The 22,964-nt window shown below is 48.6% G+C and carries 19 protein-coding genes; 1 reads left to right on the forward strand and 18 read right to left on the reverse strand.

The window, feature by feature from the left end; all coding sequences use genetic code 11:
- Positions 1-19 precede the first annotated feature (19 nt).
- From GI364_RS21645 to GI364_RS21725, 17 genes are all read right to left on the reverse strand, one after another.
- Positions 20-907, reverse strand: coding sequence for a tyrosine-type recombinase/integrase (locus GI364_RS21645; RefSeq protein ID WP_198851248.1), 888 nt, complete (start codon positions 905-907; stop codon positions 20-22).
- A 158-nt stretch (positions 908-1,065) separates the two neighbouring features.
- Positions 1,066-2,154, reverse strand: a complete 1,089-nt coding sequence (locus GI364_RS21650) for a GerAB/ArcD/ProY family transporter (RefSeq protein WP_198851249.1) — start codon at positions 2,152-2,154, stop codon at positions 1,066-1,068.
- Between the two features lie 14 nt (positions 2,155-2,168).
- A complete protein-coding gene (locus GI364_RS21655; RefSeq protein WP_198851250.1) occupies positions 2,169-2,387 on the reverse strand; it encodes a hypothetical protein in 219 nt (72 codons plus the stop codon).
- A complete protein-coding gene (locus tag GI364_RS21660) occupies positions 2,384-3,607 on the reverse strand; it encodes a Ger(x)C family spore germination protein (protein ID WP_198851251.1) in 1,224 nt (407 codons plus the stop codon). Before GI364_RS21660 ends, GI364_RS21655 begins: the two co-directional genes overlap by 4 nt.
- Positions 3,604-5,184 (reverse strand): spore germination protein, encoded by a 1,581-nt coding sequence (locus tag GI364_RS21665; protein ID WP_198851252.1) that lies wholly within the window; start codon positions 5,182-5,184, stop codon positions 3,604-3,606. Before GI364_RS21665 ends, GI364_RS21660 begins: the two co-directional genes overlap by 4 nt.
- Before the next feature lie 88 nt (positions 5,185-5,272).
- Positions 5,273-5,488 (reverse strand): hypothetical protein, encoded by a 216-nt coding sequence (locus GI364_RS21670; RefSeq protein WP_198851253.1) that lies wholly within the window; start codon positions 5,486-5,488, stop codon positions 5,273-5,275.
- 736 nt (positions 5,489-6,224) lie between these two features.
- Entirely contained in the window at positions 6,225-8,117 is a 1,893-nt protein-coding gene (locus GI364_RS21675) for a TnsD family Tn7-like transposition protein (protein ID WP_198851254.1), read from the reverse strand.
- Positions 8,118-8,132: 15 nt separating this feature from the next.
- Complete coding sequence (locus GI364_RS21680; protein ID WP_198851255.1) at positions 8,133-9,815, reverse strand: ATP-binding protein; 1,683 nt, start codon at positions 9,813-9,815, stop codon at positions 8,133-8,135.
- Between the two features lie 6 nt (positions 9,816-9,821).
- The gene (locus GI364_RS21685) at positions 9,822-12,041 is read right to left on the reverse strand and encodes a DDE-type integrase/transposase/recombinase (RefSeq protein ID WP_198851256.1); all 2,220 of its coding nucleotides are present in this window, start codon (positions 12,039-12,041) and stop codon (positions 9,822-9,824) included.
- Positions 12,038-12,838: a TnsA endonuclease N-terminal domain-containing protein gene (locus tag GI364_RS21690; protein WP_198851257.1), complete on the reverse strand. Its 801-nt coding sequence runs from the start codon at positions 12,836-12,838 to the stop codon at positions 12,038-12,040. The genes GI364_RS21685 and GI364_RS21690 overlap by 4 nt, the downstream gene beginning before the upstream one ends.
- A 164-nt stretch (positions 12,839-13,002) precedes the next feature.
- A complete protein-coding gene (gene glmS, locus GI364_RS21695; protein WP_198851258.1) occupies positions 13,003-14,832 on the reverse strand; it encodes a glutamine--fructose-6-phosphate transaminase (isomerizing) in 1,830 nt (609 codons plus the stop codon).
- 389 nt (positions 14,833-15,221) lie between these two features.
- A complete protein-coding gene (glmM, locus tag GI364_RS21700) occupies positions 15,222-16,559 on the reverse strand; it encodes a phosphoglucosamine mutase (RefSeq protein ID WP_198851259.1) in 1,338 nt (445 codons plus the stop codon).
- 166 nt (positions 16,560-16,725) lie between these two features.
- Positions 16,726-17,919 carry a CdaR family protein gene (locus GI364_RS21705; RefSeq protein WP_198851260.1) on the reverse strand — a complete coding sequence of 398 codons (1,194 nt, stop codon included), beginning with the start codon at positions 17,917-17,919 and terminating at the stop codon, positions 16,726-16,728.
- Positions 17,912-18,739: a diadenylate cyclase CdaA gene (gene cdaA / locus GI364_RS21710; RefSeq protein ID WP_198851261.1), complete on the reverse strand. Its 828-nt coding sequence runs from the start codon at positions 18,737-18,739 to the stop codon at positions 17,912-17,914. Before cdaA ends, GI364_RS21705 begins: the two co-directional genes overlap by 8 nt.
- A gap of 86 nt (positions 18,740-18,825) precedes the next feature.
- Complete coding sequence (locus tag GI364_RS21715) at positions 18,826-19,512, reverse strand: SGNH/GDSL hydrolase family protein (RefSeq protein ID WP_198851262.1); 687 nt, start codon at positions 19,510-19,512, stop codon at positions 18,826-18,828.
- A 207-nt stretch (positions 19,513-19,719) separates the two neighbouring features.
- Positions 19,720-20,616 carry an arginase gene (gene rocF, locus GI364_RS21720; protein WP_198851263.1) on the reverse strand — a complete coding sequence of 299 codons (897 nt, stop codon included), beginning with the start codon at positions 20,614-20,616 and terminating at the stop codon, positions 19,720-19,722.
- Between the two features lie 94 nt (positions 20,617-20,710).
- A complete protein-coding gene (locus GI364_RS21725; protein ID WP_198851264.1) occupies positions 20,711-21,349 on the reverse strand; it encodes a stage II sporulation protein M in 639 nt (212 codons plus the stop codon).
- Between the two features lie 166 nt (positions 21,350-21,515).
- Here GI364_RS21725 and pdaB point away from each other — a divergent pair, with 166 nt between their 5' ends.
- Positions 21,516-22,199: a polysaccharide deacetylase family sporulation protein PdaB gene (pdaB, locus tag GI364_RS21730; RefSeq protein ID WP_233096204.1), complete on the forward strand. Its 684-nt coding sequence runs from the start codon at positions 21,516-21,518 to the stop codon at positions 22,197-22,199.
- 68 nt (positions 22,200-22,267) lie between these two features.
- Here pdaB and GI364_RS21735 read toward each other — a convergent pair whose 3' ends face one another.
- On the reverse strand, positions 22,268-22,873 hold the full coding sequence (locus GI364_RS21735) for a KinB-signaling pathway activation protein (RefSeq protein WP_198851266.1): 606 nt from the start codon (positions 22,871-22,873) through the stop codon (positions 22,268-22,270).
- Between the last annotated feature and the right edge of the window lie 91 nt (positions 22,874-22,964).

Raw genomic sequence — 22,964 nt, forward strand, 5'->3', positions numbered from 1 at the left:
TCCTCCCTGGAGTCAGGAGTTACACCTCCATTTTGAGGCCTTCCATTGCCATTGCGCGGTCCTCGTCACTCGGTAGGCTATATCGCCGCGTTGTATCCAGTCGCTTGTGGCCTGCAAGTTCAGCCACCATCACAAGGTCGTGACCATTACGTACCAAATTGGTCAGGCAAGTATGCCGAAGCGTGTGAGCAGACAATGTGAGTCCAGCGTCTTGTGCGATTTTTCGAATTACTAAATCGACAGAGCGAATCGAGCAGCGGTTCCCACGTCGAGTGAGGAACAAAGCCGACTCTGCTGTACCCGGAAACTGAATGTGGCGATCATCTAGCCACGCCTGCAAGGATGATCGAACCGAAGCGTTCAGAGGAACTTCCCGATATCGATTTCCTTTTCCCATTCGAACCGTTACTTGCCCTTTACGTTCCGAGATCATAACGTCATCTACATTGAGTTGTACGCACTCACTGATACGTAGGGCGGTATAAAAGAGAAGCGTCCCGATTGCTTGGTCTCGAGTATTCGGTTGACGTTCAACCGCTCGTAAGAAGCGTCTTTGTTCTTCGGGAGAAAGCGCCCGTGGTGCTTGATTCGGCAGTTCCTCTCGCTCTACCTGGGGACTCCCCATCTGAAGATATCGAGCATAGAAGTGGTCAAGAGCAGCGAGAGCAAGATTCACGGAAGCTGGCTTGGCATGGTGTATCGTCTTCAGATGAGACTTAAAATCCCGCACCGCGTAGTCACGAGCGGATGATTCACCAAGCGGATCTCCGTATACAGCCGGATATGCATTCAAGTAACGTACAAATTGTTCAACCCATCGACGGTACGCAATTCGAGTATTTGGTGAAAAAGGTTGCCGATTCAACCAAGGAAGATAACCCTCAAGTACCGAGTTTATATGTGCCATCTAATCAGGTCTCCAGACGGTTCTTATTATTGGAAGTGGATTCAACGCCTTACCCCAGCAATTTCGCCGCATTATTAGAAGTATATCAGGTCTTTTAATTCGAATAAATAATATTATTAGAATAAGCTTAGCGTGTATGTGTGAATCCATGAACTCGGTCATTGGGAACCGAATACTTTTTTCAACCGAAATGTCAGAACGGCGAATATTGGCATGAGGACCAAAGTGAAACTAAAATATGCCGGTGTCACATAGACCATAAACTCATGCAGGTCGGGCGAATTGTGAAAGAATAAAATGCTGGCTGTCCAGATGGCGATTCCATTCGGCCAAACTACATTTCTGAAGGTGGAAAGTCGAAAGGTATCCTGCATGGCTGAAGACATGGCATATAGAAACACGGAAATTTTTAAGACCATCGTAGCGATTACGCCCATTACGTAAATGGTGTCGAACCTTTGTATGAATTCGCCGATACGGATTCCCCGAATGACCTCGGCCACAGGTAAGGACAAATAGGTTATCGATGGACCCAGCACTGAAATTATCAACATCTCAACCAATACTCCAAATACGGTCAAAGATGCCCCCACGTACAACAGGTCCCGCCCAAGTGTTTTTCCACCTTTGATCGATTTCACAAATTGTAAAACGCCAATCAATTCAAACGCGAACGATGTGGCGGGCAACACAGATGCTCGAAGTACTGGGGTCCAGCCATGGGCCAACACAGGTTGGATTTGGGAAAAGTCTGCATTTTGGAAGGACAATACAACCAAAATCACGCCAATCATTAAGGCTACTGGTGTGAGAAATTCTGCCAATCGTCCCACTACCTCAACACCTTGAAAAACCCCGTACGCAATTGGAACCAGGATAGTCGCAGAAATCAGGTACGCCGGAGTTTTGGGAAGACTCGTGACTTCCACAAATACCGTAAGTTCCCGAAGCAACATGGCCGAGAAAACGAAAAAGAAAATTATCATCCAAACCCCTATTAACCGACCAAGCCAAGGGCCAAAGGCGGTTTCGAGCCCATTAGCAAGTGATTGATTGGGAAACGTCCGGATAAACACGACGCATACGATCGCGGCGACTATCGTGCCGCCAAAAAAGAAAAGAGGAACCATCCAGCCGTCCTGAATGGTAAATTGAGCGATGGCAAGGGGTAAAAGGACAATTCCAGTCCCCAATATGACCCATATCATTAAATACATCAATTGCAGTCGTGATATTTGTGTCTCCATCAAGCACCACCATATTACAAAATCGAGTACAGCCACTTCGTGATGGGTTCAAAAAGCCATTGTATCCCCCAAAGAAGGTTGATCTTCGGCCAAATATTGAAACTCACGATGCCCGAACCGAGCAGAGCAAATATGAATGCCGGTACGTTCACAATCCATTCTCTCCATGTCACCTTCTGACGAAACCCATGGACCACCAGGATGCTTGAAAAAAACAGTGCAACCCAAATCAAGGAGCAACCCCTTCCCGTCCAGCATGAGGAGGGAGTCCTTCTGGAGAGTACTCCACATCCGGAGATTTGGAAGCCAGACCGTGACGTAACAGCTGGACCTGAACGTCATAGGTCACTTGAATATGCGGAAAAAGTTCCTTCCACTGGTGAGCCATTTGTTGCCAGAGGATCGGATTTCTCTTATAGAGGACATCGGAGAAGTGGACAGAGTCCACATCGTCTTTCTGGAGCCGCGTGAATACGCGCTGCATCTGTTCCTGAAGCGTGTGATCAAGTTGGATCTCCCATTTTGAATAGGTTTGAGGCGTCGGTTTACTCCCAGGACATAACCGTGAAATTTCTGCTTGTCCACGAACATTCACGAAAAACCTGATCTCATTGCCGTGAACTTGCGGGGTCACGTTCGTATGAGTGTGTAGGATGCGATAGGTCTGACTCATATCTCCTTGTGGCGTCTCTTTATTTGTGCAAGGGATTGTGATTTCAGTTTGCTGAGTGTCCTGCATAAACCGCAACAATGCCGGAACTTCTGCAGATGTCAAATAATCTTTATACTGACCTCCATCAAAGAGCCCAATGCCTTCCGGAACAATGCCGTTTTTGGCCGTCTCCAGACGAGCCATCGCTGGAGTGTGTGAAGGACGCAGGTATTGTTTCATGAAACTTAATTGTGTACTGTTCACCGCAGTGGATTTGTGCATTCCTTGTTCGACTAGGGAACGCATAGCCGTTGCATGATAGAACTCTGGTGTGACCGAAGACGTCATCAAATCGGATGCGGTACCATCGGTGACCACAAACAATTGATTGCGCCGATAACTCCGATTCCGCTCTAAATAATCCAGAGCGCGATCGATCCCGTGTGTGGCATAGTTATGTCCGAATATAATCACGGAATTATGGGCCAAAAACAACTTTCTTGGGACTTCTTCATCCAATAGCCCGACCGCCTCTTCGATGGTACTTCCGGTTTGTTGGCGTGTAATTGTAGCTTCATCTCGCTTGCCCGTACCCGCACCTGAGCTTGGTCCACGACTATTCGCTGGATCCACGATTTCTGTGGTGACTCGAATCCGTTGATCCTGTGTTTCGTCGATACCGACGGCTAACACGATATTGAGATCATCGACTTCTCGCAGGTCTTTACATCCAGGTACTCCGAGCAATATCCCCATCAACAAAGCCGAAACGATCCACCGAGTGTGTTGTCCCATCGTCATGTCGAATCCCTGGAAGGAGGGGATGGTTTAGGAGCTCGGTTTCGTGTCGAATTGACGGATTCGTAAAACTGTGGACGCTGGTTCATGGCCCACCAGGGCGCTCGGATGAAGGTGTCACGCATCTCTGGCCATGAAAATGGGGCAAGTGGTGCCATGTACGGAACACCAAATGACCGTAAGGAAACCATGTGGATGACGAGGACTAATCCTAATGCGACGATGCCGTATAAACCCAACAGCGACGCCACGATCATAAACGGATATTGAAGAATGCGGTTTGTATTGACCAAATCCTGCGATGGAGTCGTATAAGATGCCACGCCCGCAGCTGCCACAACAATCACCATGCCAGGAGAAACAATACTCGCATTGACTGCCGCATCCCCGATAATGAGCGTGCCAACGATACTCACAGATTGTCCGACCGCTCGCGGCAGACGTAGACCCGCTTCCCGGAGAGCCTCAAAGGTAGTTTGCATGCCTATCGCCTCGACGATGGTCGGGAAAGGAATTCCTCCGTGCTGGGCCTCCAAACTAATGAGCAACGGAGTTGGAACGAGGTCTTGATTATACGAAAGTAATGCTATATAGAGTGACGGAAGCAACAAAGATGACCAGTACATGGCATGACGAAGAATCCGTAGAGGCAGGGCCGTCATGAAGTGTCCGTAATAGTCTTCTGCAGAAATCAACCCACCTACAAAAACCACGGGTACCGAGATAGCCGTGGGCGTTCCATCGATCAAAAAACAAATTCTCCCCTGTAACAACCCCGCTACCGTACGGTCCGGCCGTTCTGTAACCTCCGTCAATCGAAAGGGTGAAAACGGTGCATCACCAATCATTTCCCGAATTTCATTGGCGGAGATGATACCATCGATTTGAATCCGCTGTAGACGCTGATGGGCTTCCTCAACGAGGCCGGGTTTGACAATGCCCTCCACGTACAGCAACGCCAACTGTACATTGGTTTTTGTCCCCACCGGCAGGGTTTCAATTTTGAGTTTCGAAGTCCGCAGACGTTTGCGAACGAGCGCCAAGTTCGTTTGCAAGCTTTCAATAAATGCCTCCTGGGGTCCCTGGATGGTGGGTTCGTTTTGAGAAGTCTCAATTGCACGTGCGGGGAATTTGTTGACATCCACCAGCAAGGCTCCCGATTGCCCATCCACCAAAGCCACGACTTTTCCCTGGGCAATGGCCTGATGAATCGCAGAGATTTGAGAGGTCTCTTCCGTCATCAGGGCGTTCAAGGTGTCCTTCAATGCAGGTAAGGTAACTTTGCCTTGTTCATATCGTGTTAAGGGTTCCATCAGAGTGCGCTGAGCAGTCTCCTGATCGATTAAGTTGCTGATAAACACCAGACACACAGGTACTCCCTGAACATGCAAGTGCTGATACTGCACATCTGCACACTTTGCCCATTCGTCTTGAATCAATGCCAAGGACTCTTGCAACTCAGAAGGAATCTCTGCCGGATCATCAGATACATTCCAAAACGAGATGTCCTGTAGCTGCTTTCTCAACGATCGTCTTTTGGATTTACTACGAAACTGTAACCAAGTGGTTTTTCTTCTCATGGCAACCCCTCGTCGGATTCAACAGTAAGATTAGAGGATGATTCGCTTCGTCAAGTCGGCAACTCCCGGCTTTCATGTGTGAAAATTCTTAGTGAATGCTCTGTTTAACCATGTATAGGTGGTCAACAAGGGCCTTAACTGCGGCCAAGGTGATATAAATGTCTATAAGTCCTGCAAACAAAACAATCAAAATCAACCATGAATAATGCGGGTCCGTTCGAACGGCCTCTTGCATACGCTTGGAAATATGAGCAAATACCAAGCTGCTCATGGCACTCGCAGAAAACAGAAGCCATGCCAACATTTTTCTCGCCGTCCCATGCGGATGACCTTATTGTGTGATTATTATTATCCAATGAAGGAATAAATACACATTTTCTTTGAGGTAAAACGAAAGGCATAGAAAGCACAAGAAGTAGATGCGATTTGTGCAGGTATCCAGAGTTGGGGATTTCGGTGTCAATTGCAAACTTGCTTCAGGAGTACATGACACCTTAGTTACTCCTGGAAAACGGAGGATTGCGACTATTTAATGTTCTGTTGATGAAATTTACGGTAAGACCGAGATGTTACGGAAGAACAACCCATTAGCAAACATACATAAACTGGATCGCTTATTCCGGTTTTCTGTTCCATTGCTACACAGACCCCAATACAAGGAATAACTAACACGTGCTTCCCGAAGGAGATTCGAACACAACGCTCGTCTAAATTCTTATGGGTCACTAATGGATATAGGGAGAGAGGCAAGATGTCCCCGGCCCTACGAATCTCGCACGAGACATGAGATGGAAACTCAAACTCCATTTGTTTCCATTCGGGAATATCGTCAGTAAGCACCCCACGTTGATAGAAAAGCCCCAAGTGAAGGGCAGGCAAGATTCCCCAAGGTACATCCACATTCACAAGCTCACCGTTCTGCCGGCGGAAGACAGCAGTCATTACCCACTGTTTTTCATCTCCGACCATTCTGGGAGAACACATCCAATGCAATTCGACCTTCTCCGAAGGCGGAAAAGGCCAATCTGAGATACGCCATGTCATGGCCAACCTGCATTCCTTTCCAACATCTTAGCTTTTAACACTTCCAAATCAACATGTAGGTCGACCGAAGTGGACGGTTCAGGCCTTAATCCGGCCTTTTTTAAGAGAATCCATCGTTCAACTGGCTGTCCATTTTCATGTAACTGTCTCGCAGCCCATTTCATTCGACGAACTTGGTATTCCTCCAAGCTCTCCACAGCAACATTCAAAACCCGGTCAGTTACAGGAAGTCTACTAATGTGTTTCTGTAATAATCCTAAATTTCCTGTCATTTTCCCGAGCCGACTTACAGTAACTCGCACGGGTTTCCCTGGTTGCCTGTATAACCTCATCGCCGCATCAAGCACTTTCTTGGCTAGCTCAACGTCGCGTAGCCTCCAGTTTACCCGTTCGTACGGCTCTGGTGGATGTTGCACGGATACCACATCGGAAACAATCCATTGTCGGTCGTGGCGATAGAGCCAAGCATAAACAGCGGGTTCCGACCTCCTCAACTCGGTCTTGGTTAGGTTAGGATTTTTATCCTTGAGCAAGTGCCATTTGGCTCGATACGTTTCTCGATTCTGAGAAAAATGGCCCACTGATTCCTGTGGTTTATTATCCATCAATCGCTCCACGCGATGTTTAATGGTCCTTGGATCCACCCGCAGCATTCTTGCTGTTTCTCGCAATCCTCGCTGCTCAACTACGTATAACTGAGTGACCTTCTTCTCCCAAACCGGGCCAAATTGCTTGATACGGCCATACCTGTAGCGATCCGTTTCTACCTGATCAGGTCCACGTCTTGAATAGATAAACCCACAGGAACAAGTAAAGGTGCCAACTGGAACCCCAAGTTTATAGTCTCGAGTCACCGTGCAAGTCTCAACTGCATTCGCCCTATAGTGGTCAGCCGCAGCATTCAAACAGGGCCACGGACCGCTACCAAAAGGCTCGTGAGAACAGGCAAGTTTTTTTGCTAGAAGTTGTTGTGGATTCGTTCTAAGGAAGCACATCACGAGAATGTGGCGGAGTGGATGACTTGAAGATCGCGAAGAACGTACGAAGCGATGAAGCCAACTTTCAGAGTGAACTGCATCAACGCGGCATCCTACAGTCTCAAGAAATTCATTTCCGTACAGTGACGTGAAGTCGTTTAGCAGTTGACGTTGCCGTATTTGTCCGTTCGGCGATAGATACCCATTTTGGTACAAGAATTGCCGGTATCTCATGCGGAGAACGTTCAATCCAAGGCTTGGCGTATCGTTTTGAAGCAACCACAGGGCTCCGTGCGCTACTTGCGAAGCCAGTTCAAATGGGAGACATGTTTCAAACCGCGGCTTCTGCTCCATATCGACCACCAGATTACTCAGTCTGTAGTATTCGTGTTTGTTGAACTTTGAACCTATCACCACATGACTGTTCTCGATACAACACTGATGCTCTGGACAGATGTCCACTCCGGAAACTTGGTGTATTCTGTGCCAATACGCCTCTCCGTATTTCGACTGATCGCAGTGGACGCAAAGCGGACAGTAGCGAAGATGACGATGGCGCTGCACACCACTGGCCATCAGGCCAGTAGAACAATAAATACCCATTCCTTTATCCTCAGCCTTCATATTCATAAGTATCTTGTCGACCCGTTCCTGAGGCAGAAAGGGTTGGAATAGCGGGAACATCGTGTGATTGAGGATGAGTGAGGCAGCAGTATAGAGCGAGCCATCGGGGAAGAGGGACACTAAACGATTCAGACGCGTTGGAAACTCAATAATTGCCGATGCAGAACTACAGTCAAAGAGGTCGGTTACGGTGAATTTGATGGACAGATTTTGACTCCAACGATGGTATCGTGCCAGAACGCTGTACAACAACTCATCGGGATACGGATCAGGGAAAAACGGCAACAAAGTGGGTCATCTCACCTACAGAAATTCGTCTACGTTTTTCAGCATGCCCACGTCTTCTAACTTGTTATACATCAACTCCTTATTTTTTCGGGCTACTTTAAACATTTCGATCAAACTTCCTGGTAAGTAAGTAACCTTTTTGCCTGAAGTCTTGTGCAGTTCATTCCCACTCTTCTTCGGCGCACCTTCATCCTTGGCTTGCTCCAGCTCTACTGCTCGTGCGTACGCATACTTTCGCACCTCAGCCAGAACGGTAGTACTTGCATATTTAGCCAGTGCATCGTTGCATGCTTTCACGGCCGTTTCGTAATCAATCCCCCCCTCTACAAGCCAGCGTATCAGTTGTGATGTCACACTAGCTTCTTCCCCCTCACCTTGTACCTGGTTTTCAACCGTATTTAACGACCCTTCGATTTCGATTCTCTGCTGCGCTGCCTTAAGATAGTTTCTTAACTCGGGCATCAGGGGGTGTATGTCTCGAACTGTCTGTAGCGTATCTAGGTCGTTATTCCGTAGGGCGTTCAATATGGGCCGAGCCAATCGGAGACTTTCACGTGCAACGCCATGAATGACTTCGGCAGTAATAGACTCATCCTTTGTTCCAATGACCGCCCACTGGGCGAGCATGTACAACTTTACGGCAATATCAATAATGCCCACAGACTCGCTGTAGATGGCATGCTTTAAGGCGGGAGTCAGCTTCGTTTCGACGTTGGTCCATTGATATCTCCATAATCGTGAAATCAAGTGGTCCCAGGTTGCGTCTGGAGTCATATGGCTCCATATCATATCTCCTTGTCCCGCTGCTCTCCTTGTTTGCGCGAAACTACTCGTCAACAGTGGCATCGCCTGATAGGTGCCTACCAGAACAACGGGAACTCCAATCACATCAACCAGATGAACAAAGAAGTTCAGCATCCCCTCTTGTCCGCCTGAATTCTCCGTGCTTAATCGTTGAATTTCATCGATCACGAGTACCCCTAAACCTAACACAGCAGCTAAAGTGGCCATAACCGGCACAATATCCCTTGGGCTTTTATAATGTGCGTATTTGGCATAATAGCGAGTGTCCAAGACGTCATCGATGGCTTGGAAAAAATTCAAACAGAGTCCACGAAGATTCCCATCATAGGGACAGTCAATTTTTAACCAGACGAGCTGTTTGTGGCTGAAAGGCTGACCGTGATAGGCACAGTGAGTTATGACCTGCGGATATAAACTCAAAGCGCTTTGTATGGCCGTTGTCTTCCCTCCACCGCTAGTACCGACCATCGCGAAACCCGCCGCGCTCGATTGAATAATGGGCACCTGCTCTGTCTCATCATTGGGATCCTTCATTAAGTCAGGAAAACCTGCGTTGATCTGTCGACGCCATTCAGCTGAGATGGGATTGCGTGTCATGTACCCGTCCGGTATCATCGATGAAAATCGACGTATCAGTTCCACGTGGTTCGGCAACGGCTCAAAATAATGCCGAATCATGGACACAAACTGAATCCGATGTGCAGCAGGCAGTCTCCTGTCTTGTGCATCATAAGCAGGTCGGCGTTCCATGCGCTTTATGATATCTTGCATCGAGTCCATCGGGGGTAAAGCCTCGATAAAAGCATTGTGCTTGTACAGGGGTACGACACTTGGTGTATAGACCGCTTTCGCCTGATGACCCTTAAACGTTACACCGCTTGGCATAAATGACATATATCACTACTCCTCATCATCCGGATGTAATGACTTGAGAAAGGCCAGGTCCTGGCTCTTTCTGTCTGAGTAGCGTTGATTCCAGGGTTCGTCGTTGAACGAAACCACCGGGTCTTTGTCCACCGGTTGGCTATCCTTTTTTGCAGCCCGAACGTGGTCTCCATGCATTGCCTTCACCTGCTGCTCATCTGTGCGTTCCGACTCATCTGCCCGATTCTTTCGGATGCTGGATGTGCGTTCCCTTTTACTTAACTTCTGCGGATTGGCAGCCTCTGTTTTCTTCCTTGCCTTTTCGACGATACCTTCTACCTCCGCATCATACGCGACATCTGCTTGCATCTGGCGTCCTACAAACAGATCTCCTGAAACTTTCTCCATTTCCTGGAGCTCTAAAACATCTTCCAATCGCTGTCCCTTATACCTGGCGTCCCGCTCCAGGAGTTCACAGGGTTCCATCGTACCGAATTCATCAAGATGAATGTAGATAACGTCTGTTGTACGTAGGTCATGAGAAATCCACCGTTCACTTGTCCCTCGCGCTCGAGCACGTTCAAACCACTGTTCCCGAATTGCACGTTCGCAGCTGTAATGCATCCCATTAAATTCAATTCCCTTGTACGTTACACTCGCTTTAGCAACAGGTAGTAGCTGCAATCTAACAATATTATCTGGCATTTGCGTCAGGGACGCGCTCTTATGTTGAATTCCCCAGTTCCATAAGGCTAAGGGCACGGGATCAACATGTTCTTGAATCATGGCCGTCTCTCGCTGGTACCAAGGCATGTAATGGGACTGGTTATGTTTCAAAATCAGCTTGATGAGAATTTGGGTAAACTCGTATAAATCCAACGTCGCATCCAAGCGGTTGTCGGGTTCTCCACGCCGGCGGTACCTATCTCGTACAGCACCCGGAAGCCAATGAATCACTTCAATATTCGCAATTCTAAAAGTTTGCTCGACGATACCCTTCCAATCAGCACGGTAAGGGGGGGTATTCAAGACGTTTATGCCCAAATGAATCAGTCGATCCGATGCCTTACTCAGCATTTCCCCGCGATCTGCCAAGATTTCTTTTGGAAGATGACACGAAGGCCACATGTAATCCTCTATTTCAATTCCGTACTCTTGACAGAACGCCTTCTTATTCATCGTCGCATTCGCAATCGCCAAAGATGCGCCTTCCCAACTAGGTCCTTTCAAAGTCACTGCCAGTCCCGTAATCAAGCGTGAAAACACATCAATAACAACATAAATCACGGGACGGCCGATAATTCTTGTCCGATCGTAACGACTGACAAGATAGACATCGGCAATCGTCGCGTCCAACTGAAAGATGGAACCCGGACCTCGGGCCATGGGGGTAGAAGTCCCAAGCACAGCTCTATGGCGAAGATTGAAGCCAGTCTCTCCGACTCTGGCCGTGACTGTTGTTCGGAGATTAAACTCTTTCGTGAACCAATACTTATATTGGCCAAATGTCGGATACTCGGATGGGTCAGGAAGTACGGGAACACGCTCCCCATTTTCTGTACGGTAACCGATGTTAAAGTACTTTCCGATAATTGACTTATATGCTTTATTTAAGGGGGATTTTAACTTTGAATTGTAAAACTTATGGGTCCCCACTGCAAAAATACGCTGAATGTCAGCATCAACATTCACCCCTTTTTGCACCCCGTCTAGCTTTGAAAGACGGGACGGACGACCCCGTTTCTTAGCACCCGACGCCGGCACTCGCGGTTGCCCGGCTGCCCCGGAGTGGTTGTAGTCCGGAAGTAAGGCCAACTTCGTTTTCCCGCCCCGCCAGTACTTTCTGAGGTATTTATAAACGGTTGTTTTGGTCACGCCGAACTCTTCGCATGCATGTCGGACCCAGATTCCGCGACTTTTCTCGTCGTAGATTTCCGGCTCTGACGTGACCATGTCCTTGATAACATTCCATGCTTTCTCCCAACGCTCCCTATGCTTTTCCAAAAAATCCGATTCAGGTGCTACAGTTCTGATGTACGGATCCATAGACCTTCTGATAACGAGGCTATCTTCTATCGCACGCACAATTTCACTGTATGTCCGCCAAATGGGTAACGCTTCTGCATGATTCAAGGAGTATACAACTACGCGATCCGCAACTGAATCCACCCAGAGAATGCGTTCCAAATGCTCTGCCGATGTCGATTCAGTTGGCAACCACTCAAGAACACTGTTTACCAGTATACGATCGTTCACGCTTGCTCCCCCTTTGCCATACTCATCAGAGCGGATCTTTGTACCGGTACAGGACGCGTAGGCTCAATACGCACGTTCATGTCCACTTCCCAGAAGCGATGGCAAATAAGGTACTTGGCTACCCAAAGGCTGTCCCCCTCGCGGAGGCCAAGCCGATGATCAACGGTCAAGGCACAGTGAGACAGTGCGTTTCCCGTACGATGAATTTCTTCATACAAAGAGTGTTCAATCGGGGACACGTGCATTTGCTGAACAGGAGAATAGGGTGTAATGTGCTCCGATTCATAGACCCACTGAGCATTCACCGCTAAGTTCGTATTGATCTGCTTTTCAGTAACAAGTCCCCAATCGATTCCCTTTTCGAACCAGTAGACGCGTTCTATTTCTAACTTTTCAACCGTCCTCAGTTTGTTCAATTCCTCCTCGGGCTTCACACTGCGCACATGAACCCGTGTAACCCCCTCGTTAACTCCTGTTATCACAAAATCCGAAGACACGGGTTTTAACTCCTTTGTCTTCGGATTTATAGGATGTTTCACACCTAGCCTGTCTGCAATCTGAATTGTCGTCTCAAGAGGAATGATCTCCTGGCTACAAATATCCTCAATTCTGCGTGACCAAAGCAAACAATAGAAGTATTGACGTTCCAATGTAGAAAAAAGGTGATGCATCTCCGATCGGCTGAGCCCACGTAAGCGGCCAGACAAGCCTTTGGAAGGTACATCACGGACAGTTAGATCTGATTTTGAAATCATTTGACCGGGTACACTCGTTTGAGTTGCCTTGTTACGCGCCATGTTTATCCGCCCCTACACTTCATTGGGATCATTATATCCCAACAAGCAGGACGAGTATACCACTTTATTTTTCAGTCTACAATTTTATTCCATGGTCTACAACTTTATTTTCTAGTACACAACTTTATTTGCTATGATCAAAACCTGATCACAGATCCGATCTTCTACTCGACTGTTACACTCTTCGCCAAGTTTCTTGGCTTGTCGACGTCGTTGTCCCGGGCCACTGCAGCGTAGTAGGCTAAGAGTTGCAACGGAATTACAGTGGCAATTGGAGCCAACAGAGTGTGTATCTTGGGCAGGTAAATCACTTCGTCAGCTGTCTTTTGCAAGTCTTCGTTACCAACCCAGGTGAGCCCGAGAATAAAGGCGTCACGCGCTTTGACTTCCTGAATATTGGAGAGTGTCTTCTCATACAGGTGCGGCTGGGTTGCGATGCCAATGACGGGCACTCCTTTGGTAATCAGCGCCAGCGTACCGTGCTTGAGTTCGCCGGCTGCGTAGGCTTCTGCGTGAATGTAGGAGATTTCCTTGAGCTTTAGAGCACCTTCAAGAGCTACGGAGAAATCTAACCCTCGGCCGATAAAGAAGGTGTCGTGCGCATCGGAATACTGTTTCGCAAAGGCCTCAATTTGGGGTGCGCTGTCAAGGACTTGTTCTGCAACCTGGGGTAGTGCGTCCAGTTCCTGCAGCAAGTCCTGAACGACACTTTGCTGTACGGTGTCTCGCTCCTGTGCAAAGTAAATGGCCAATAGATAGAGCGACACGAGTTGGGTTGTATAGGCTTTGGTTGACGCCACGGCTATTTCCGGTCCGGCTTGGGTGATAATGACGTCGTCTGCCTCTCTGTCAACGGAACTTCCGACCACATTGGTAATGGCCATTACTTTGCGACCGCGGGCTTTGGCATCCCGTAATGCAGCCAGGGTGTCAGCCGTTTCCCCTGACTGACTGATGACAATCACCAAGGTATTCTCTGTATCAACGGGATTGCGATACCGATACTCGGATGCAACATCGACTTCCACTGGAATGCGCACAAGTTGTTCCAAAACGGCCTTGCCAACGAGCCCTGCGTGCCATGACGTACCGCAGGCTACGATGTGAATGCGATCCATCTCCTGAACGAACTGCGCACCCAACTGTAGTTCGGGCAGTGCAACTCGTTTGAGATCCGTTTCCAACCTGCCGCGCAACGTATCGCGAATCGCCTTTGGTTGTTCGTGGATCTCCTTCAGCATAAAGTGCTCGTAACCGCCTCGTTCTGCAGCAACGGCATCCCAATGAACCTCGAGCACGTCCTTCGTAATGGGATTCCCGTCCAGTGTAAAAGAATCTACGCCCTCGCGGCGGACTACGGCCATTTCTCCGTCATCGAGAATGAGCACGCGCCGTGTATACTCCAAGATGGCGGGAATGTCAGATGCAACAAAGTTTTCGCCTTCCCCTAAACCTACGATAAGAGGGCTGGCTTTGCGCATGGCAATAATTTCTTCTGGGTTGTCTTTTGCCATCACAACGAGCGCATAGGCGCCGTGGATGTGTTTTCCTACCTGTACCATGGTTGAAAAGAGATCGCCGTTGTACAGCTCTTCTACGAGGTGCACCACGACTTCGGTATCTGTTTCAGATTTGAACTGGTGTCCTTTTTCTATCAGTTCTTCGCGCAAGGACAGATAGTTCTCGACAATCCCGTTGTGAACCAGCGCAAATCGACCGCTGCAGTCCTGATGGGGATGTGCGTTATCGTCTGATGGTCGACCGTGAGTGGCCCAACGAGTGTGGCCGATACCTATCTCTCCATCTATGTCTTCAGTCATCAGCTTTTGTTCTAAATTCGCCAAACGTCCGACAGATTTCACAACTTCAATCTGATTTTTCGACAACAAAGCTATACCAGCAGAATCATATCCGCGGTACTCTAGTTTCGCGAGACCGCTGACAACAACGTCTCTGGTGTCTCGATGTCCAATGTAGCCTACGATGCCACACATATAAAGTTTCCTCCTCGCAACCTGCTCACTCCTGTTCCAGCAGTCACCTGCCGGTTTTCGAGTTTCGCTTACGGTGCGGTCGCACACCGGGAGGCACCCGCCGAATGGTTCGCCAACCTCCTCCGCGTCAACTGGGCTGCCTGCTGCTTGGTGATGGACATGTCCACCATATGGAGCGGCACAGCTCAGTCCAGGCGCTTTACATGCGGTCTGTGTATAGATTCACATGCGCATGGTTGTAAGACGCGCGTCGCCGCGCTTACTCTCGACTCTATGGCATTCCCCCTTCCAAAGTATGAGCAGGCTTTGAAACGGTGCCTGCTTTACGGTGTACCTAGGTGAATTCGTACCGAGGTCAATGTGTACCTGGCCTTGGCAAAATTCTCTTGTCAGGCCAGTTCCTCATGGACAACTTCCACAATGGACGCAACACACTCCTGCAGCTTCTGCTCTTCGGGTCCCTCAGCCATAACGCGAATGATGGACTCCGTTCCTGACTCACGGACCAGAATACGTCCCTGACTGCCCAGGTCTGCCTCCGCTTGTTGTAAGGCTGCCTGTATCCTCTGATTCGTCTTCCAGGCGGTTTTGTCCTTGACACGCACGTTTTCCAGCAGTTGAGGATAGCGCCTCATGACTTTGCGAAGCTGTTGCAGAGAAGTGCGTGTGCTCTTGACGATATCGACAAGCTGAAGAGCAGTCAAAATACCGTCGCCGGTGGTTGTGTGGTTCAGAAAGATGATGTGCCCAGACTGTTCTCCTCCGAGAACAAAGTCTCCCTTGCGCATGGCTTCCATCACATATCTGTCGCCTACTGCTGTCTGCTCCACGTGAATGGACAAGTCCTCCATAGCCTTTACAAATCCCAGGTTGCTCATGACTGTGGCGACTACGGTGTTATTCTTGAGACTGTCGCGTTCGTGTAGGGCGCGAGCGCAAATGGCCATAACGTGATCGCCGTCTACAATCTGCCCGCTGCCGTCGACCGCAATCAACCTGTCTGCATCACCATCAAACGCCAGTCCCATATCAGCACCCGTTTCAAGCACAGCTCGCTGCACGACATGCGGATAGGTGGACCCGCAACCAACATTAATATTCACCCCGTCGGGCTGTGCATTCAATTCAGTAACACGAGCACCCAAATGACGAAACACTTCTGGAGCAATGGCAGATGCTGCACCATTGGCACAATCAAGCACAATATGAAGTCCTTCAAACCTGTTTGTAACTGTGTTGTGGAGGAACTTCTGATAGGCGCTTACGGCTGGCTCATCGTATACCCGACCGACATGTGCTCCCGTAGGACGCGGCAGCGTGTCTTCTTCAGACTTCAACAGCCTCTCAATCTCGTCTTCGACAGCATCCACGAGTTTAAAACCATCTCCCGCAAAAAACTTGATGCCATTGTCTTCAACTGGATTGTGGGATGCTGAAATCATGACGCCCGCGTCTGCGCGAAGGTGCTTTGTCAGGTAAGCAACGCCAGGTGTACTGATGACACCGAGTTTCAGTACATCGACCCCCATAGATAAAACGCCACTGATAAAGGAGGATTCAAGCAGGTCCCCCGAAATTCGGGTGTCTTTTCCCACGACAAACCGCGGTCCGCGATTCTGTCCTGTTAAAACATAGGCCCCTACGCGACCTAGTTGAAAAGCAAGTTCCGGTGTCAACTCGGTATTGGCAATACCTCGGACGCCGTCCGTTCCAAACATACGGCCCACGTCACCGACCCCTTTCGCATGGCCTCATCTTAATTGCTTATGTGTGAAGTTAGACTCAGATTTGTCTTCTCTTGATACGGAGAAACAAAGCAGAGCAAATAGATACAGCAACAGCCTAACCCAACCTATTCTTGCACAGAGAAACTCGTTCTGGCAAGAAGGAATCTTATCCTTTGGTTACAGTGACAGGCACAGACGTTGTTGACATTTGCGTGACCTGAACCCACTTTGGCGTATTTATTAAAATCGGTGCAGAAGTGTCATTTGGTGTCAACTTCGATGCATCAATGTACGCTGTTATGTTGGAAGTTGACAGTGTATTCATCACGGACTGCGGTCCAGTAAGGCGCAGGTCCACCGTGGTTGTTTTACCGAGCTGTACGACCTCAGTCGACTTCACGTTCCGAATTTGAATGGGCAGCTTCTTCACTGCTTTGCTGGAAGCCTGCTCAATTGTCACCTTCACAGACACTTCCTCAGGACGCGCCTGTTGAATCGTCTGGCCAAGGGGAATTCCAATTTTCTTGGTGGAAGTGGCTGTCAGTCCGGAGACATCAACCGGCAGCTGTACATTGACAGGTGCATTTTCCCCAAACAGTTTCACGGAATTTGGCTGCACAGATACCCCGGCAACGGCATAACCAGGTGCTGGTGTACCGACAATCTGCGGATGAATGGAAGCAGTGGTCTCCGGCGATTGAATTGGAACATTCACTGTGGCAGTTGCTGGAGACACAGTGACACCTTGAACCGTTGTACCGCTGTTGTCAACGGGCACCAAGTCCACTTGCTCAGACAAGTCCGAAGAAGCTCCGTTTACCTGCACAACGGCCTCAACTTTTGTCACCTGACGCAATTTTTGAGTGGCACCAATCAGAGAAACTGTATTTACGGTACTGCTCGGATCCCCCATTTTATACCCTTGTTTCACACTACCCTTCAAAACAACTTTTACTGTTCGCTGTTCAGTAGCTTTTTTAGCCAGTGTTATCGTAATTTTGGTGGGGTTTAACTGGTAATTGATTGGCGGTGCATGGATGGCCTGAACTGAAACTTGGTGTGTGCCTGGTCCAAGTTTCTTGGCATCGGCAAGAATCTCCACGTTCAGCATTTGCTGGGACAGGGCAGTAGTGAGGAGACTTTCCTTGACCTGAAGTGTCGCCACTGCAGGCTTGACTGAAGTCACAACCATATTTGCCGCTGTTTCAACGTGAACAGGACGAGGAAATTTATCGATGTGTGTTACGGGTTGGACGGCTGTTTGCGTGTTGTTTGGAAACTGAACTGAAAGCCATAATATGATACTTAGAATGACGGCAATCACACGCAGGAAATTGTTACTGGAAAATAGTTTATCCATTCTTGGAGTCCGCCTTTCGTCCAAAGAATGGGAAATTATTTGACTTTTTTGGTGTCAGTAGAGATTCAAGTAACTCACGAAGGGCAGATTCGTTAAGGTCCTTTGTGAGTACTCCGTCAACAGCAAGTGAAACATGTCCTGTTTCTTCAGATACGACGACCGCAACAGAGTCAGACTGTTCTGTGACCCCTATTGCTGCCCTGTGGCGGGTACCGAATTGCTTGTCCAAGTCACGGCTGTCTGTCAGCGGCAGAAAGCATCCTGCTGCTAACAGCTTATCTCCGCGTATAACGACGGCCCCGTCGTGTAAGGGAGTGTTGGGAATAAAGGTGTTAATCAACAGTTCAGAACTCACCTTACCATCAATGTCGGTTCCCGTCTCAACATATTCTGATAGTCCGGTATTGCGTTCAATCACCAACAGAGCTCCTATTTGATTCTTGGACAAGACCTGGGTAGCTTTCACTACTTCAGCCGTCATGTAACGCAACTGACCATCGTCCGCGGTGGTAAAGGACAATGAAAAAAAGCCGCCTCGTCCGAGCTGTTCGAGTGCACGGCGCAACTCAGGCTGAAAGACTACAGGGATAGCAACCAGTCCCACGGTCAGGATATTGTTAATCAAGAAGTTCATGGCCGTAAGGTGAAAAAACCGACTGATTCCCTTAGCCAGCAGGATAACAATAATGCCCTTCAGCAATTGAACAGCACGGGTCCCGCGAATCAGCAGCAATACGCGATATATCACGAATGCGACGAGTAGAATGTCTACTACGTTCATCACATCGAACTTATGAAACACATTCAGCCACGTTGCCATAACATTCCACCCAGTAATGGAATCAGGTCTTGTATTTCATTGTTTCTTACTAGGCATTTTGCGTCAAGTAAATTCCGCAGTATCCCCTAAGTATTTTGACGTCCCTGCGAGGATTTCCTTGATTTCATCCGATTCTGTACAACAGACCTGCGGTACGACCGCAAAACCGTCCTGGCAATTTCCAGGTGTCCCTCGTCATTCGGGTGAATCGGATTCCCGAAAATGCGAAAGTCACGAACGAGACCGCGTCTGTATCCGCCCACAAAGTGATGTTCTCTGCTAAAGAACTGCTGACGCACATCGGCCAAAATCAAGTCTTCCTGCCTTACTACCAGCCGAATGGCCTTGTTCAAGGCCTCAACGCACTCTTCAGCCACAGCCGAATTCGGAAATGGATTGTAAATTGTGGCCAGCACGATTTTCGACTGGGGACGTTTGACCAAGCGCACAATCTCCGTCAGATTGCGATGCAGATTGCGTGTAACCTGACCCAAATGTCTCAGTTTCCCGTCAATCAACCACGGCAAGGCTTTGAGCAGGTCATTTCCCCCGACCATAATGGTAATCAACTGTGCCTCGTCCCAAATGCACTTGGGTACATCCTGCAGAGTCTTCAACAGTCGTCTCGACGTCCAGCCAGGTTTTGCGTGTACGTAAAGATTCACCTTATCCTGCTTCGACAGCGACGAAACAACCCTGCCGGCAAAACGGGTCTCTTCTGTTGACGACGCGTACCCGTAAGTTATTGAATCTCCCAAAGCTGCGTACAGCAAGTCGCTTCAACCTCCACACGTTGTCATACTTCGTAATCTATTCGTGCAAAAATAAGGGGTGACGACTTATTTGGCAATTTGCTATCAATGTATACGGCGCGTCTAAAAATCATCTCAAATGTGTCACAAACCAGGTTCTGCGATGCGTTGTTCCGGTAATATGAAAGCAAAGAAAATTCAAGCACAGGGGCCTGCCCACGGCCCTAATCACATTACCGTTTTGCCAAATAACGATTCCACCAACTCCACGGCCATTACCGCGGTCCTGTTTTCTCTGTCCAGAATTGGATTGACCTCGACAACGTCGACGGACATGAGCTGCTTGGAGGCAGCCAAGAGTTCCATCGCCAAGTGCCCTTCTCTGTAGGTTACCCCACCGTTGACAGGAGTTCCAACTCCCGGCACAAACATCGGATCGAGTGCATCCAAATCCAGGCTCAGATGAATGCCTGACGTACCCTCAGAAGCAATTTTGATGGCCTCTTCCATCACCGGGCCCATACCACGTTTATCAATTTCTGCCATACTATACACGGTAATGCCCGATTTGCGAATCAAGTCGGCTTCGTGTTCGTCAATCGACCTTGCGCCCACCAGAACGACGTTCTCCGGCTTGATTTTTGGAGCAAAACCACCTAGTTCAACCAGACTAGGATGGCCCATACCCAAGTTTACTGCTAAGGGCATCCCGTGAATGTTGCCCGACGGGGTGGTCGTATCTGTATTCATGTCCCCGTGTGCATCAAACCAAATGACGCCAAAGGAGGATTGGCTGGAGGCTATGCCTGCTATGCTGCCAATGGAAATACTGTGATCGCCGCCCAGAATAATCGGTGTAAAACCCTCTTTCACCACATTGTTGACTTCTTTAGACAAAGCGGTGCAAACGGCAGTAACTTCATCCAAGTATTTCAGTTTATCATTGGTCACTCGGTGCATCTCTGGTGTTGGAACAGGTATGTTTCCCAAATCCTCTACATCGTGACCGAGGGCTTCCAGTTTCTCCTCAAGACCGGCGTAGCGGATTGCACTTGGACCCATATCCACACCCCTTCGACCTTGTCCAAAGTCCGATGGTGCACCGATAATTCGCAGTTCTGCCATGTAGCCGACACTCCTTTTCGTCTAGTCTTCAACAGTTTACCAAATCCCGTGCAATAAACAAAAAATTGCACAAGGGACTTCAGATGCGTCAGGACTACAGATGCGCCATCTGAATTAAATGGGGCGTCACCAGTCCTTCAATACACGCAGCAAGGAGCAATAAGCCAAGGATATACGGGAGATGGTGAAAGGCACGTGCAAACTCATCCCGGATACCTCGGGGCTGCCTGCGCACCACAGGCTGAACCGCCGACGGCCTCATAAACAGTCGCCGAAGCGCGCCCCCAATTGCACGCATTCCGGCAAAACCTTCACTAAAGCCAAGAGCAGACGCCCACACCAGTGCACTCAGTTCAAATACGCCATGAGGCAGAATTGCGTAGACAAGCACGGTGAAAACAGACGCATGCGTCTTTTGTACTACCAGTTGGCTGACTACACCGAGGATAACGCCATTCATCCACATGGTCCAGAGCGGATACACACCGAGAAACACGCCTAATAACATCATGGCAATAGCCGCGACAGAATTATTCACAAAAATGAGAAGTACGGTACTGAGCGGGTGCCCGTGGAAATGAACGCCAATTTCTTGGAGCTTCTTGAGTGCCGGTTGGAGAATGCTGTTAAAACTGTGAGGTGCACTATACCCGGCCAAAAATCCGGCAATCATTAGTGCCGCTGCAAAGGTGATAAACCATCTTAAGGTCGGTTCATAACTTTTGTTCCTCATTCTCAACCTCCTTCTCTGACGCGCAGGACTACAATGCCGTCAAATTCGAAACAAATTCGTATAGGTCGTGTCTCCACAGCATAAACTTTGCTCAGACTGAAAGGGGGACATGCAAGTGAAGGATGGCCGTAAACTACTCAGCCTTACCGCTGTGATTGCATTGTTCATGGCGGTGCTATTTGCCGCAGCTGGCCACATAACGGTCTTTGCTGCTGAGAAGAAACCGTCGGCAATCTACAAAGTCGACACTGATAAGAAAATTGTAGCTTTGACCTTTGATATATCCTGGGGCGAAAAAGTACCTGACCCTGTACTTGATGTCTTGGAAAAAGAAGATGTCAAAAAGGCGACATTCTTTTTAAGCGGACCCTGGACTCAAAGACATCCCAAGATTGCCAAGCGAATTCAATCAATGGGCTACGAAATCGGAAATCATGGAAACCTGCACAAGGATTTTTCAAATTATCCGAATTCATGGATTCGTAATCAAGTGACTCTGTCAGAGAAGTCCATCAAGCAGGTTACAGGCGTAAAAACAAAGCTCATTCGCACGCCAAACGGCGATTTCAATCCGCGTGTCATTCGATGCTTGAATGCCATGGGTTACACTGTGATTCAGTGGAACACAGATTCTTTGGACTGGAAAAATCCCGGTGTACAAGCTATTCAGCAAAGAGTTCTGAAACGCGTGGTACCCGGAGACATCATCCTCATGCACGCAAGCGACTCCTCCAAACAAACTGCACAGGCACTGCCAAGAATACTGCACGAACTGAAACAGAAAGGGTACAAATTTGTGACTGTATCAGAATTGCTTTCGGAAGCTGACGTAAAGACGCAAGTCAATTAGGGCGCCAGTGACGCTCGGTCTAAAAACGCCCATGGTAGACGGAAATTGTTGAGCCATCGTTGCAGCCATCATGGCTGCGGCGATGACGCTGTTTCCGTCTGTCTTGGAGTCAGCAGCTTACCGAAAATCAAAATCATATATATGTTACAAGCCATCATAACAATACCTGTTTGATTAACAATCGCTGGATCCCAGTGCTGTCGAATCACTAGGAGCCAATCTATAACCATGAATACATAAAGGTAAAAAACGGTGGGTAAATAACTCCCGGGACCCGACAGTTGTCGTTTGAAAAAAGCTGCCAGCAAGGCGCCAAGGAGCGGCCAAAGAGCTTGAACGAGAAAAACAGTGTAACTCGGGTGACCAATCGGATGACTGGCTTTGTCAATACTGTACCGCCACCAGAACATATCATAGGCCACGAATAGGAGGACAATGACTTGAAGCCATCTCCATTGTTGCCGACTTAAGGTAGCACGCGCAAGAAAGTTTACTGTCAGATAGGCCCAGAACCCCATCAGGCTGGTTGTAGCCATAAAGGCCCCTTCAACCAAGCCGTTTGTCCACTGCATATGAATCAAGCCGCTCGTACTGGTTATGAGTCCAACGACGGCTCCCAGAGCTACTGTACTGAGAAGTAGAAATAAAAACCGATTCAAGCGCACAACTGCCACCCCTTGAGTTCACCTGGAAATTCAACCTCACTATCATAGCGCAATCATTTGATTTTAGACAATCCACATTGATGCAAAATTACCGGATACT

It is taken from the genome of Alicyclobacillus sp. SO9, assembly GCF_016406125.1.
In the GTDB taxonomy this organism is placed as follows: Bacteria; Bacillota; Bacilli; order Alicyclobacillales; family Alicyclobacillaceae; genus SO9.

Excerpts from the sequence above, each read along its gene's own strand:
- GI364_RS21690 (WP_198851257.1), bottom strand. The coding sequence starts at position 12,838 with ATGGCGCGTAACAAGGCAACTCAAACGAGTGTACCCGGTCAAATGATT.
- GI364_RS21705 (WP_198851260.1), bottom strand. The coding sequence starts at position 17,919 with ATGGATAAACTATTTTCCAGTAACAATTTCCTGCGTGTGATTGCCGTC.
- glmS (WP_198851258.1), bottom strand. The coding sequence starts at position 14,832 with ATGTGTGGCATCGTAGGCTACATTGGACATCGAGACACCAGAGACGTT.
- GI364_RS21680 (WP_198851255.1), bottom strand. The coding sequence starts at position 9,815 with ATGTCATTTATGCCAAGCGGTGTAACGTTTAAGGGTCATCAGGCGAAA.
- pdaB (WP_233096204.1), top strand. The coding sequence starts at position 21,516 with ATGGCGGTGCTATTTGCCGCAGCTGGCCACATAACGGTCTTTGCTGCT.
- GI364_RS21650 (WP_198851249.1), bottom strand. The coding sequence starts at position 2,154 with ATGGAGACACAAATATCACGACTGCAATTGATGTATTTAATGATATGG.
- cdaA (WP_198851261.1), bottom strand. The coding sequence starts at position 18,739 with ATGGCAACGTGGCTGAATGTGTTTCATAAGTTCGATGTGATGAACGTA.
- rocF (WP_198851263.1), bottom strand. The coding sequence starts at position 20,616 with ATGGCAGAACTGCGAATTATCGGTGCACCATCGGACTTTGGACAAGGT.
- GI364_RS21665 (WP_198851252.1), bottom strand. The coding sequence starts at position 5,184 with ATGAGAAGAAAAACCACTTGGTTACAGTTTCGTAGTAAATCCAAAAGA.
- GI364_RS21660 (WP_198851251.1), bottom strand. The coding sequence starts at position 3,607 with ATGACGATGGGACAACACACTCGGTGGATCGTTTCGGCTTTGTTGATG.
- GI364_RS21725 (WP_198851264.1), bottom strand. The coding sequence starts at position 21,349 with ATGAGGAACAAAAGTTATGAACCGACCTTAAGATGGTTTATCACCTTT.
- GI364_RS21645 (WP_198851248.1), bottom strand. The coding sequence starts at position 907 with ATGGCACATATAAACTCGGTACTTGAGGGTTATCTTCCTTGGTTGAAT.
- GI364_RS21670 (WP_198851253.1), bottom strand. The coding sequence starts at position 5,488 with ATGTTGGCATGGCTTCTGTTTTCTGCGAGTGCCATGAGCAGCTTGGTA.